We start from the raw sequence: 12739 nt of genomic DNA, 5'->3' as shown, positions 1-12739 counted from the left end.
TTGATTTCTGTTACAACAATCAAGCGCTTTCTGCTATTCGATGATACCCGCGAGTATTTCAAGCACTTCATCGACAATGCTATCGGGTGCGGATTCGATGCGCCTTGCCCCTCTGCCCACTAGATCAAGGGTTCGCACGGCACTCACCAGAATAACGCCCTGTGTTTCCGTGCCACTGCCCATTAATGGCACAGCGAACCCCGCTACCCGTGCAAGATTGCCACCTTGGGTAATCGGTGCTACCAAGGCAGTGCCAACAGTGTTATTGAACTCACGGGTCGAAAGCACCAGTGCGGGGCGCATATCGCCCTGCATCTCACGCCCCACTGTCGGGTTAAAACTGACGCGCACAATGTCGCCGCGTTCAAATCCGCTACGCTTTACCATACTTCATTCCCCACTGCTGGCATGTTGTCCCATTCGGTCGCTGCTGTTGGGATGGGTGCGGATGGGTCACATTTGGCTAACAGATCGGCAAGTTTGTATTTTTTGCGTCTAGTCGCTGCTTTTGGTTGCAAGGTGAGCTTGCCGCCTTCAACGCTCAATTCTACTTTTGCGCCTGCTTCCAGCCCTAACATAGCCAACCATTGCTTAGGGATTACCACGGCGACGGAATTACCGACGGTGCGTAATGTTGCGGTGGTCATTCTGCATCCTCCTTAGTGTGTTGATGCTGTTCATTATAGTTGTATTTTCCATAAAGAAAATTCTATTTTATTCAGCCCTTGCCCTGTAGTCGTTTGGTGAGGGTTTCGGTTGCGTACTGGCGTTGGTACTCGGTCACGTCGCCCTGTTCTACGCCGTCCAGCGTGTAGCGTGCACCACCGTGCTGGATGGCTTGCAGGTATAGCCCGTGGTGGGTGTGCATCCTCAGCACTTTCTGTACGACGCGCTTGGATGCGGAAAACGATTCATCATTGATCAGCCGGAAAATCTCCTTTTCGATGCCAACGGAGAGCGGCTGATACATCACCCAAACACGAAAACCGTTGAGGCGTGCGTCGAGTTCCTGCATTCGCAGATCGGACGGCGGTGTTACCTGCTTTTTCGGTGCAGGTTTGCGCGGTGGCTTTTTGGGCTTGGTTTTGTTGCTGGGTGCTTTGGGTTTGGGGGGTGGCACGCGCTGCACTTGTGGCAGGTCTTCACGACGGATGATGCGTTTCCCCGTGCGTTGGATTGTGCCAACGGGGGAATTTACCGGGCCAGTGTCGGCAGGCTTGCGGGTGATGCTTAGGGTTTTCTTGGGGGTGTCGGTCATGTCCAAACTTCCTGTATCAGGTATTGCTTGCCGCTGGTGCGGTCTTGGATGGGGTGAGTTTAGCCGATGTGAGGGTCAGCAGCCTATCGGTGATGATTTGCATGGGTTCACGGAGGCTTTCGAGGTCGGTAACAATGTAGCCGCCGGTCACATCCGCCGCACCGGTTTTGTGGTTGATCAAGCGTTTGAGGGTGTAACCCTGCACACCGTTATTTTCCGCCGTGGTGGTGAAGGTGCGTCTCAGGTCGTGCATTGTCCACTGAATGCCGGTGCGGGTGCGAATGGCTTTGATGACTTCCTCCACACTGAAAAGCGGTGAGGTGTTGTCCGTGGCACGGAATACTAAGCCGCTGCCCTGCCCTGTCCACGCTTGCCACTGGGTGAGCAATTCGCGTGTGAAGGTGGTGAGGGGTAACACGTGGTTGTGGTGGTTTTTGGTGTCTTCGATGCGGATGGTATTGTTTTTCAGGTCGACATTTTCCCACAACAGGTTGCCCGACTCGCTGCGACGGTAGCCGCTGAAAAGGGTCAACAGAAAATAGGTGCGTGCTTTGCTTGCCAACGCGCCGCCGTACCATTCGGGCAGGGTGTCAACGGCTGCAAACCAGTTGGGCAGTTCGTCATTTTTGATAATGGTCTGTCTGCGCTCTACCCTATTCCATGCGCGGCTGTGTGAGAGTCGCTTGACGGGGTTGGCGGTGATGATCGGTTTACCCGCTGCATCAAAATATTCCTCAGCAGCATAGTTGAAGATGCACCTCAGCACGCGCATTTCATTGTTTGCCCGTGCCGCTGATTGGTCGCTGCGTTCGCGGTGGCGTGCTTCGACCATATCCCGCGTGATTTTTGTCAGGGGCAGTTCTTGCCAGTCAGGGAAACCGACACGCACGGCGCGTTCGTAGTCGCTGACGGTCGATGTCTTTAGATTCTTGTGCGATTTGAGGTAGTCCTGAAAGGCTTTTCCCAGTGTCAGGCTGTCGTATTGGCGGATCTCTGCTTTCTGCTGCGTGCTGGTCTGGCGGGTGGTTGCTATCAGGGACAATTCCCTGAGTGCTCTTTCCCGCGCCTGTACCACGGTCATGTGGGGGAATCCGCCCAACGTTACCCGCGCCGCCTTGCCATTCAGGAATTTTCTGATTTGAAAGGAACGCGTTCCCGCTTTGGTGAGCATCAGCAGCAGTCCGTCGACTTTGGTGTCGTACACGTACAGCCGCCCGACGGTGGGCAGTTCGAGTGCTTCGAGCACTGCCTTGTTGAAGTTTAGCTTCTTGGTCATCCCTCCCCCGTCCAGTGTCATGTTGGCGGTTTTGATGGTAGCAGATGCCCCGCTACGGGGTCATGTTTGCCCTGATAGCGGGGTCATGGCTGATAGTAGGGTTCTGAGGGGGTGCGAGGGTTTGCGCGGCTTTCTGAGTCGCTAAACGCAAGGGTTGCGGGGTCGCGTTTCGGTAAAATGAGTCTGTTGATCTCTCACTCTTAAAATCTCTCGCTGGTAACAGCGTGCCGGTTCGAGTCCGGCTCCGGGCACCAATTAAATCAGTTGGTTAGCGAAACTATCCACGACATCCGAACTGACATTAAAAAATCCGTGCTACCAATATGCTACCGTTTTGCCTACTGTGCCACCTAAAAGGTTTTGAACCTCAGTAGGCAGTATGCCTTCATCTTCCCCCTACTTGCCAGTACTGGTTGCTACCTCGCATCAATACAGCAAATCTTCATACTCCTAAACCGTTGAACACCTTTTCCCCAATGACATTGACTCCTTCAGTTAACGGAATGTAGCCCATGCGACTTGTGGAAAAAATCTGCGAAGCATTGACATCCGCTAACAAATACCTAGACTGGACGCCTAAGTCTGACTTTCCAACTTTCTAACGTTTAGGTGATGCCCGTGACTTATGTTCAGGTGAAACACAAATACCAGGTGACGATTCCCGCCGCCCTACGCAAACGCCTTAACCTGCACGAAGGCGATATGTTGGAAGTGCGGGAACAGGATGGCTTGCTGGTGCTAGTTCCCCAAGCGGTGAGCCAACGTCCGGCGGTGCAACCCCGCAGCCCCTTGTTGGCAATGATTGGGGCGAACAAGGGCAGCAACCTGTACAAATCTGCACAGGATGCCGATAACTTTATCCGCAAGCTGAGGGATGAATGGAACTGAGCAGCATCAGCAAGGGCATTTTCTATCTGGATGCCAATGCGTTCATTTACGCGCTGGAAGCACACCCCGAATTTGTCGGGCAGGTGACAGCGTTGTTTGAAGTGATTGCAGCAACCGACAGTACCAGTGTCACCAGTGAGCTGACTTTGGCGGAGTGTTTGGTCAAACCGTTCGAGAAGCAGGATGTCGGGTCACAGATGCAATATGAGCAGCACATCAGCCCGTCTGAGGCTTTGCTGGTCATTCCGGTGTCACGTCAAATCCTCAAGGATGCTGCGCAACTGCGGGCATTTTTCAAAAACAAATTGCCGGATACCATCCATTTGATCACGGCACTCACCAGCGGCTGCACCTATTTTGTTACCAATGATGACCGGATCAAATTCCCGCCACACATCACACCGATTATTATCAGCAAGCTAACGCCTTAAAGAAGCCGTTCAAGCCTTGCCTGCACGGTATCGCGCATAGCGTCTTGACCAGACACCTTGTTTATCCGCTCCCTGATCAGATTGGCATCCACAATACCGCTACGAATGGCTGTCGCCACAAAGTCCATGTCTTTTCCCGCCCAGCATAAAGTTTGCTGACCATCAGATCATGTGGCTCCAGAAACAAGCCGACAACATTATTGGTATTCGTGTTAGCAATCCTGATCAGACGACTTTCCCAGCCTTCGGGGAGTATGGCGGTGGTTTTGTCAACACCGTCAGCGTAGTACCCAAATGTTTCATCAAACGGAGATAATTCACCCAGCACGCCGTCAATCAGGTCGGTACGCTCAGGGTACTGGACAGGGATCAAATCTGCTTCGCGTGATTGCAAAAGGGCATCCGGGGCTTCTGGGTAGCTGCCAAGAATCGACTGGCTGCCAATGACAATGATTTCATTGCTCTGTGTGATTGCACCCGCTGCTCTGATCAAGTGTTCGATTTCATAACGTTTCATAGGTGTTCTTGAATTCGCGTAGGATTTCCCAGCGTTCATGGGCAGAAAGGCATCCGGCAAAGGGGGAGTTTGAACGTGCCAGCACTGCGCTTTCGTCGTGGGAATCCAGAATGTTGATGATGTCTGTCACGGGTAAGGAAAGCTTTTGCTCCCAATCCGTGTAAGCCTGCCAATTACCATTGTTGGCGCGGTAACGCTGCAAATTGGCGCGGGCGATACCCACCACCTGCTCTGGGTCAGCTTGCAATTTTTCGATGACCCGCTGATGCAGCCGATAAATGCGTTGTTCGATAAGGGTTTGCTTGTTCATTTGGCACAGAACGACAGGCTGAAAACATCAAAATACAGCGAAGGACAATAACTTGCAAGCCTACATATTCCGAAGCATCCCCCCAGCCAGAACCTCAAGACGATACTCTTCTAAATCAGGCTACCGCTTAAACCATAATGTTATTGGGAATAATCTCAATCATTATTGGTCTTAACGCCTTCTAAATCAGGCTACCGCTTAAACTTTTTTTAACAAGAAGGGGTAATCCATGCAAAGTCTTAACGCCTTCTAAATCAGGCTACCGCTTAAACGGCAGTTGAAGAAGTTGCTGAGCAAAACGAAAGTCTTAACGCCTTCTAAATCAGGCTACCGCTTAAACAACTCTCTGGTCGGCTTCTGCCGGGCAATTCAACGTCTTAACGCCTTCTAAATCAGGCTACCGCTTAAACTGATGGGGTTAAAGAGACAATCTTTTCAAGGACGTCTTAACGCCTTCTAAATCAGGCTACCGCTTAAACAATGACTGAACGACAGGAGAAAGTCAAATGGGTCTTAACGCCTTCTAAATCAGGCTACCGCTTAAACTTTATGCCTCCCTCTGGAGTCTCGGTAGTAATAGTCTTAACGCCTTCTAAATCAGGCTACCGCTTAAACTTTCTGGTTCTGCGTTAGCAGACCGCTGTATGTGTCTTAACGCCTTCTAAATCAGGCTACCGCTTAAACTTTTTTCAACCTCAAAAAGGAGTAACGACATGAAGTCTTAACGCCTTCTAAATCAGGCTACCGCTTAAACCAACCAGCATATATGGTAATGCCGTTAGGCCAAGCTGTCTTAACGCCTTCTAAATCAGGCTACCGCTTAAACAAAAAAAACCAAAAAGCAGAAGAAAAATCAGCGTCTTAACGCCTTCTAAATCAGGCTACCGCTTAAACGAAAAGTAATTGGCATATTAACCATAATAATTAGTCTTAACGCCTTCTAAATCAGGCTACCGCTTAAACCAAATAATGGTGTGTAAAAAACAAAAGTCCTATGTCTTAACGCCTTCTAAATCAGGCTACCGCTTAAACCAAATAATGGTGTGTAAAAAACAAAAGTCCTATGTCTTAACGCCTTCTAAATCAGGCTACCGCTTAAACCAAATAATGGTGTGTAAAAAACAAAAGTCCTATGTCTTAACGCCTTCTAAATCAGGCTACCGCTTAAACCGGCTCCAAAAAAATAACCCCCCCCTTCTAACCCTGTCTTAACGCCTTCTAAATCAGGCTACCGCTTAAACGGCTGACGGAGTGTATGATATTTCATTTTCTGCGTCTTAACGCCTTCTAAATCAGGCTACCGCTTAAACCGGCACCTATACCTCCTGCGGAGCAGGTAGATCGCTGTCTTAACGCCTTCTAAATCAGGCTACCGCTTAAACCCTTGCTCCCCCAGCTCCTACTCAAATCGAAAGTCTTAACGCCTTCTAAATCAGGCTACCGCTTAAACCTGAGGGGACCACGGAAAAAGACGGGGCAATTACGTCTTAACGCCTTCTAAATCAGGCTACCGCTTAAACGTACAGCATCTCAGATGAAGACTTGAAAAATGGTCTTAACGCCTTCTAAATCAGGCTACCGCTTAAACCGGTTGCAGGTCTGCCTCTTGCTTCCACTGTAGCGTCTTAACGCCTTCTAAATCAGGCTACCGCTTAAACAAACCGGTTTTCAAAAACCACAAGGAGGTGTGGGTCTTAACGCCTTCTAAATCAGGCTACCGCTTAAACAAAAGAAATTGTAGATAAAGCGCGAGCTTTAGCGTCTTAACGCCTTCTAAATCAGGCTACCGCTTAAACCACCCCATGGAATTGTACCATTCATTCCAATGTGTCTTAACGCCTTCTAAATCAGGCTACCGCTTAAACCCGATTTTTGGTGTGGGAAAGACGAAAAAGCTGCGTCTTAACGCCTTCTAAATCAGGCTACCGCTTAAACCGCACCTGACGAGATTCAAGAGGCAGCAAATGCGTCTTAACGCCTTCTAAATCGTAATTGATCACATCCCCACCCCTTGCGGTAAAGCGGGCAGGGCAAAGCCAGCGCGGGCAGCGGTAATAACACTGGCAAGATAAGCCAAGGCAGACTGTCCACGTTTGCGGCAAGTACCGATGATGCTGGCCAGCATGGCAAACGCACGGCTCCCCGTAGCACTCTTTGTGCCATGGTTGGTTTTGCGCAGGATCACCCAATGGCGCAACGCCCGCTCAGCCTCATTATTGGTCAAGGGAAGCCACGGGTGGTCAAGGATTCGGAAAATGGCATCCCAATCATTGATGAACTCTTTCGCCAGTGCCGCCGTCTTGTCATGGGCAGATACGGCATGGATCAAGCATAATGCCCTGAATTCCAGGAGTTTTGCCTGATGGCGTTGACGGATCACGTCGGTTTGCGTCCCCACCGTGCCGCCTGCTGCCCGCCAAGCGTAAATGTCGTCCTGTAATACCCTCAGCCAAGCGAGGGTGAAGTTGCCAAACGTCCGCCCGTCTTTGTCCAGTGATTCTGCCAGCCCACGGGCTTTGCGGATCAGGTGCGCCCAGCAACGCAAGCGTTTGGGGTGGTGGCGGTAAGCGGCATAGCCATCACTCATCAGCCAGCCCCCAAAGTGGGGGCTAATCACGTTGTCGAGCATTTCAATGGTGCGCTGCCCTACGTAGAAACAAACGCTGAGGGTGGTGACGAATGTCCATAGCCACAGGGCTTCGCCACGCTCTTTCCAAGAGGTTTCATCAATATACAGCACCCCGCCGTCAGCGGTGGCTTCTGCCAACAGCCCTTCCACCAAGGCATCTTCCAATGGAGAAGCACTCGCGGCTGCTTCCTCAAAACATTGCTGCAACACCCCGACACTTAGGGGAATGCCCAACACCTCCCGCAACAGTTCTTGTGTGCCACGCAGTGACAAGCGTGAGCGCAGCCGTAGGTGGACAATAAGTGCCGCCAGATTGCCCCCAATCAGCCGCCACTCGCCCACATCAACCTCCGGGTATAACGGGTCGGGAGCTTGGCGATGCGGGATATGGCGGCTCACATGACCGCAGGTGCATACGCTATCGTGAAGGTGGTGGCGGGTGGTGATGACGGTCAGTCCGGGGTTCCCATCCGTGCCAAACTGGATGTCCACACTGTCATAGGCGGTATAAATACGGGAGACAGCCGCATCCAGGGACCTGCCACAGGCTTCACATCGGCTGGGGTAATGGTGTTCGTCTGCATTGATGGGCGGATGCCATACCCGACCATAACCCGGTGCGCCGGGTTGTTTACCCGCTTTGCGTTTGGCTGGTTGGGCTGGCTTTGTGCCCGCCACAGCTTCTGGTTCCGGGGTTGGCTTTCCTCTGGCTGCACCCACCCCTTCTGTTTCGGGCAAAGCCACCGTTTTGGGTGACGTTTCCCACGGGAAACCGCTGCTGGGTGGTTTGGAGGAGTTGTTGGAGTTTTGGTTGATCTGTTCCCGCGCTTCTTTCAGGTCATGCAACAACTTGGTCGACAGGTGCAGCAGTTCCTCCGGCGTGAGCTTGGCAAGGTACTGGCTGTTAAGCTGTTTGAGGCTGTGGTCTTTCAGTTGTTGGGTCATCGGGGGAGTGTCGCAAATTTAGTGCGTTTGGGTAAGGGGGGACTGTTCAGTTACTCTAAATCAGGCTACCGCTTAAACAAATAATCCATTTATTCCAGGTGGTATTGTCCGTCTTAACGCCTTCTAAATCAGGCTACCGCTTAAACAAATCCAAACTGACTATGTGACCGTAAAAGGTAGGTCTTAACGCCTTCTAAATCAGGCTACCGCTTAAACGTAAAATTTTTAAAACAAAATGCCCCAGGAGGGCGTCTTAACGCCTTCTAAATCAGGCTACCGCTTAAACGGAAACCTGGTTGAGAGGCCTAGCCATTGCGTGCTGTCTTAACGCCTTCTAAATCAGGCTACCGCTTAAACCTTTGCTGCAGCCCCAGAGGTTCCATCGGAACTTGTCTTAACGCCTTCTAAATCAGGCTACCGCTTAAACCATATGGGGTTTTTTAGTATGAGTATTGCTGTGTCTTAACGCCTTCTAAATCAGGCTACCGCTTAAACCATCTCTCGAACTGTCCGGTTCCGTTCGTAATGGGTCTTAACGCCTTCTAAATCAGGCTACCGCTTAAACATTAGCAAAGTATGAAAAAGATAATCATACTAGGGTCTTAACGCCTTCTAAATCAGGCTACCGCTTAAACTAGTGCTACTCTTAGTAGTAGCACTATTTTCCATCGTCTTAACGCCTTCTAAATCAGGCTACCGCTTAAACCTTGGGGAGTGCTGTATACAGATTATACTGTAGTCTTAACGCCTTCTAAATCAGGCTACCGCTTAAACCTTGGGGAGTGCTGTATACAGATTATACTGTAGTCTTAACGCCTTCTAAATCAGGCTACCGCTTAAACGCAACAGGTAAGTTAATACAAAATAGTAGTGGTCTTAACGCCTTCTAAATCAGGCTACCGCTTAAACCAAGCCGCTTCAAATGGCAAGCCGATGAACCCGGTCTTAACGCCTTCTAAATCAGGCTACCGCTTAAACAGCCCAACCCCAGTGGGGAAGGCTAGAATGTAAACGTCTTAACGCCTTCTAAATCAGGCTACCGCTTAAACAGCAAATCCGGCATATATGGTAATGCCGTTAGGCGTCTTAACGCCTTCTAAATCAGGCTACCGCTTAAACCTCGTAGGATCTTATCTACGAGACAATTTCTCTGTCTTAACGCCTTCTAAATCAGGCTACCGCTTAAACAGCAAATCCGGCATATATGGTAATGCCGTTAGGCGTCTTAACGCCTTCTAAATCAGGCTACCGCTTAAACCTCGTAGGATCTTATCTACGAGACAATTTCTCTGTCTTAACGCCTTCTAAATCAGGCTACCGCTTAAACAAATAAGGCAGTCGCTTATGCTCAGCAATGGGCAGTCTTAACGCCTTCTAAATCAGGCTACCGCTTAAACAGCTCTGAAGTTAAAACCAGAGCTGAAAGAAATTGTCTTAACGCCTTCTAAATCAGGCTACCGCTTAAACTGATAGAATTCATGAAAAAATACCCTTATATGTCTTAACGCCTTCTAAATCAGGCTACCGCTTAAACGATCTACACACAGGATGAAGTGTCCTGTCTGGATGTCTTAACGCCTTCTAAATCAGGCTACCGCTTAAACAAGGTAGTATTGTCATGAACAAAAAAAGTGTTTTGTCTTAACGCCTTCTAAATCAGGCTACCGCTTAAACCAAATTAGAAGGCGATGATGTTCTGGCGCGTGAGTCTTAACGCCTTCTAAATCAGGCTACCGCTTAAACAAAAACCTGAAGAGAAATCAGCCAAACTGGCTGGGTCTTAACGCCTTCTAAATCAGGCTACCGCTTAAACTCAACCTATTGATGGAACGGTTGAGACTATTTTGTCTTAACGCCTTCTAAATCAGGCTACCGCTTAAACCCTGTCCGCGTCCATACTTCTGTCTGCTGGTCTAGTCTTAACGCCTTCTAAATCAGGCTACCGCTTAAACCGTTGACTTTAACTTCTACTGCAGCTTTTGCTGGTCTTAACGCCTTCTAAATCAGGCTACCGCTTAAACGGGGCAGATTGGACTAATACTGCGAAATTCCCCGTCTTAACGCCTTCTAAATCAGGCTACCGCTTAAACAGCTATGAGTTTTTCCGCATTTGCAGAATGTTCTGTCTTAACGCCTTCTAAATCAGGCTACCGCTTAAACCCGCGGATTCTGCGGACTGGACTAATACATTCCAGTCTTAACGCCTTCTAAATCAGGCTACCGCTTAAACCTGGTGTAGCTTTTGCTGAAGAACCACCAGCCGCGTCTTAACGCCTTCTAAATCAGGCTACCGCTTAAACTCCCCCTCCAACGTTTGCATGCTGGTTACCATCGTCTTAACGCCTTCTAAATCAGGCTACCGCTTAAACAAAAATGGAATGCCACTATTGTTGGCCAGAATATTGTCTTAACGCCTTCTAAATCAGGCTACCGCTTAAACAAAAATGGAATGCCACTATTGTTGGCCAGAATATTGTCTTAACGCCTTCTAAATCAGGCTACCGCTTAAACGCGGACATCATTGGGCAAAAGATGGGCAGAAACAGTCTTAACGCCTTCTAAATCAGGCTACCGCTTAAACCCTGAGGTTTGAAAATTTCCTTTTGAATTCAGTGTGTTGGAAGGTGTTCGCGACCCCATGAAAAAGGTAAGTTGCGTTTAGCCTCACAAGACCATAAAAACAGTAGGGCTTTTCAGCGTTTCGGCACAGGAAGTCGCTCTCCAAGGAACACGACTTCAGGGCTGGAACGCACCACACGGGTTTTCTCATCTTTCAATTCCAAATCCAGCTTCTTCAACAGGCTGCGCACATAATCCAGTGCCTGTTCTGCCTGTACTTTACTGGAGGTAAACAGCAAAAAATCATCCGCATACCTCACAAACGGTATATTAGCCTTTTCCAGTGCAATGTCAAAATCATGCAGGTACAAATTACACATCAGCGGCGACAATATCGCCCCTTGTGAAATACCCCGATCACTCCCCAGCAAGCTGGTGTGATGCGCCGTTATTTCAAACCTACCCAAATCTACCTATAACTAATTAAAAGTAGTCATGGTGTTGAATTCCTGCTTCACGGGGGCTGGTTTCGTCTTCGGCTTTCGCCCAAGACCAGCGCCTTCCCCTCCACAGGCAGACCCCGTGTAACTCACGGCGTATTCTTCTAAATTCTTAGCTGCGTTTACGTCACGATCATGGACTGCGCCGCAAACAGGGCAAGTCCATTCACGTACTGATAACGGCAGTTTGTCCACTTTGTGTCCACAGCCAGCAGCAGAACAGGTTTTGCTGGAGGCAAAAAACCGATTAGCCACCACGACCACCGCGCCGCGCATTTCTGCCTTGTATTCCAGTTGGCGGCGAAACTCGAAAAAGCCCATATCACTGATAGCACGGGATAAATGACGGTTTTTCACCATACCCGATACATTCAAATCTTCAATGCCGATGGTATGGAAGCGACGGGTCAAATCCGTGGTGAACTGGTGCAAACTGTCTTGGCGGATGTTGGCAATACGTGCGTGAAGTTTTGCCAGTTTCACTTTGGCTTTATGGCGGTTGGCACTGCCTTTGACCTTGCGGGACAGGCTGCGCGAGAGCCGTTGCAGGCGGGAAAGTAAGGCTTTATGCGGTTTCGCCCCTGCGACTTTTTCCCACGTTGATAGGGTTGCCAGTGCGGATACGCCCAAATCCACCCCCACCGTGCCTTGGTTTTCGGCAGGCGGGAGGTGAGTTTGATCCGTATCCACGGTGATGCTGGCGAACCACTGGTCAGCGGTGCGGGAGATCGTGGCAGAGAGGATTTTGCCGGAAAAGCGTAACGTTTCCCGCATCCGTACTAACCCAAGGTTGGGAATGCGGATGCGGCAAGCGTCGAGGGCAAACTGGTCGTTGGTGAGGGTGAAACTGTCGCGGCTTTTGCCTTTCTTTTTGAATTGCGGATATTTCGCACGTCCGGCAAAGAAGTTCTTGAAAGCTGCACCGAGTTGGATGATCGCCATTTGCGGGGCGTTTTTGGTGACTTCCAGCATCCACGGGAATTGTTCGCGTTTAATGGCGTTTAATTGACGGCGCAAGCTCATTTGGTTGGGTTTCGGTTGGCTGTTATCGTCTTTCCATGTGGCGTATTGGATTTGCCATTCTGCCAATGCCCAGTTGTAAGCAAACCGCGCTGTACCGGCGGCTTTCGCCAAGTACGTGGCTTGCTTGTTGTTGGGGTCAAGGCGGATTTTGTGGCTGATGATCATGCGTGATAGGATGCGATGCAGCGGGATGTTTGTCTAGTGGCAAGTGTTTTTACCGTTAGGTATCACCGATGAATGGTAACTCCTCACGTTGAAAACTATTTAAAATAACAATATTTAAGTAGTTTTAGGTGGATTTTATGATAACTGTTCAAACCCCTTGTTTCAGCCACAACTCCAGCAATGCCATCACCGCTTTGCTATCCACATGAAACAGCCGTTCCGCCCTCGGATTCAACAC

Annotated in this window: 11 protein-coding genes and 2 CRISPR repeat arrays; of the genes, 2 read left to right on the top strand and 9 right to left on the bottom strand. The window is 49.8% G+C overall.

The window, feature by feature from the left end:
• Nucleotides 1-33: 33 nt before the first annotated feature.
• The 4 genes from J1836_RS21065 to J1836_RS21050 form a co-directional block, all read right to left on the bottom strand.
• On the bottom strand, nt 34-387 hold the full coding sequence (locus J1836_RS21065; RefSeq protein ID WP_207253089.1) for a type II toxin-antitoxin system ChpB family toxin: 354 nt from the start codon (nt 385-387) through the stop codon (nt 34-36).
• Nucleotides 381-647 (bottom strand): AbrB/MazE/SpoVT family DNA-binding domain-containing protein, encoded by a 267-nt coding sequence (locus J1836_RS21060; protein WP_207253088.1) that lies wholly within the window; start codon nt 645-647, stop codon nt 381-383. The genes J1836_RS21065 and J1836_RS21060 overlap by 7 nt, the downstream gene beginning before the upstream one ends.
• 71 nt (nt 648-718) lie before the next feature.
• Nucleotides 719-1258 carry a ProQ/FINO family protein gene (locus J1836_RS21055; RefSeq protein WP_207253087.1) on the bottom strand — a complete coding sequence of 180 codons (540 nt, stop codon included), beginning with the start codon at nt 1256-1258 and terminating at the stop codon, nt 719-721.
• 16 nt (nt 1259-1274) lie between these two features.
• Nucleotides 1275-2534 (bottom strand): tyrosine-type recombinase/integrase, encoded by a 1260-nt coding sequence (locus J1836_RS21050; protein WP_207253086.1) that lies wholly within the window; start codon nt 2532-2534, stop codon nt 1275-1277.
• Nucleotides 2535-3167: 633 nt separating this feature from the next.
• On the opposite strand from J1836_RS21050, the gene J1836_RS21045 reads away from it, so the two are divergent.
• On the top strand, nt 3168-3422 hold the full coding sequence (locus J1836_RS21045; protein WP_207253085.1) for an AbrB/MazE/SpoVT family DNA-binding domain-containing protein: 255 nt from the start codon (nt 3168-3170) through the stop codon (nt 3420-3422).
• The gene (locus tag J1836_RS21040; protein ID WP_207253084.1) at nt 3413-3853 is read left to right on the top strand and encodes a type II toxin-antitoxin system VapC family toxin; all 441 of its coding nucleotides are present in this window, start codon (nt 3413-3415) and stop codon (nt 3851-3853) included. Before J1836_RS21045 ends, J1836_RS21040 begins: the two co-directional genes overlap by 10 nt.
• Before the next feature lie 76 nt (nt 3854-3929).
• Here the strand turns inward: J1836_RS21040 and J1836_RS21035 are convergent, their stop codons facing one another.
• The 5 genes from J1836_RS21035 to J1836_RS21015 form a co-directional block, all read right to left on the bottom strand.
• Complete coding sequence (locus J1836_RS21035; protein WP_207253083.1) at nt 3930-4370, bottom strand: DUF6036 family nucleotidyltransferase; 441 nt, start codon at nt 4368-4370, stop codon at nt 3930-3932.
• Nucleotides 4357-4680 carry a hypothetical protein gene (locus J1836_RS21030; RefSeq protein WP_207253082.1) on the bottom strand — a complete coding sequence of 108 codons (324 nt, stop codon included), beginning with the start codon at nt 4678-4680 and terminating at the stop codon, nt 4357-4359. Before J1836_RS21030 ends, J1836_RS21035 begins: the two co-directional genes overlap by 14 nt.
• A 168-nt stretch (nt 4681-4848) precedes the next feature.
• Nucleotides 4849-6615: direct repeats of the CRISPR family, unit length 36 nt; unit sequence GTCTTAACGCCTTCTAAATCAGGCTACCGCTTAAAC.
• 61 nt (nt 6616-6676) lie between these two features.
• Entirely contained in the window at nt 6677-8254 is a 1578-nt protein-coding gene (tnpC, locus tag J1836_RS22045) for an IS66 family transposase (protein WP_242632653.1), read from the bottom strand.
• 110 nt (nt 8255-8364) lie between these two features.
• A CRISPR array of direct repeats spans nt 8365-10835; the repeat unit is 36 nt; unit sequence GTCTTAACGCCTTCTAAATCAGGCTACCGCTTAAAC.
• Nucleotides 10836-10947: 112 nt separating this feature from the next.
• Nucleotides 10948-11280, bottom strand: coding sequence for a reverse transcriptase domain-containing protein (locus tag J1836_RS21020; RefSeq protein WP_207253081.1), 333 nt, complete (start codon nt 11278-11280; stop codon nt 10948-10950).
• Between the two features lie 12 nt (nt 11281-11292).
• Complete coding sequence (locus J1836_RS21015) at nt 11293-12501, bottom strand: RNA-guided endonuclease InsQ/TnpB family protein (protein WP_207253080.1); 1209 nt, start codon at nt 12499-12501, stop codon at nt 11293-11295.
• Between the last annotated feature and the right edge of the window lie 238 nt (nt 12502-12739).

This window comes from Thiothrix fructosivorans (assembly GCF_017349355.1).
Taxonomy (GTDB): domain Bacteria; phylum Pseudomonadota; class Gammaproteobacteria; order Thiotrichales; family Thiotrichaceae; genus Thiothrix; species Thiothrix fructosivorans.
The sequence above is the reverse complement of the archived record's forward strand: the minus strand, read 5'-3'. Positions and strand labels throughout refer to the sequence as shown.

Coding starts and splice junctions, on each gene's coding strand:
- J1836_RS21065 (WP_207253089.1), bottom strand. CDS start 387: ATGGTAAAGCGTAGCGGATTTGAACGCGGCGACATTGTGCGCGTCAGT.
- J1836_RS21060 (WP_207253088.1), bottom strand. CDS start 647: ATGACCACCGCAACATTACGCACCGTCGGTAATTCCGTCGCCGTGGTA.
- J1836_RS21055 (WP_207253087.1), bottom strand. CDS start 1,258: ATGACCGACACCCCCAAGAAAACCCTAAGCATCACCCGCAAGCCTGCC.
- J1836_RS21050 (WP_207253086.1), bottom strand. CDS start 2,534: ATGACCAAGAAGCTAAACTTCAACAAGGCAGTGCTCGAAGCACTCGAA.
- J1836_RS21040 (WP_207253084.1), top strand. CDS start 3,413: ATGGAACTGAGCAGCATCAGCAAGGGCATTTTCTATCTGGATGCCAAT.
- J1836_RS21035 (WP_207253083.1), bottom strand. CDS start 4,370: ATGAAACGTTATGAAATCGAACACTTGATCAGAGCAGCGGGTGCAATC.
- J1836_RS21030 (WP_207253082.1), bottom strand. CDS start 4,680: ATGAACAAGCAAACCCTTATCGAACAACGCATTTATCGGCTGCATCAG.
- tnpC (WP_242632653.1), bottom strand. CDS start 8,254: ATGACCCAACAACTGAAAGACCACAGCCTCAAACAGCTTAACAGCCAG.
- J1836_RS21015 (WP_207253080.1), bottom strand. CDS start 12,501: ATGATCATCAGCCACAAAATCCGCCTTGACCCCAACAACAAGCAAGCC.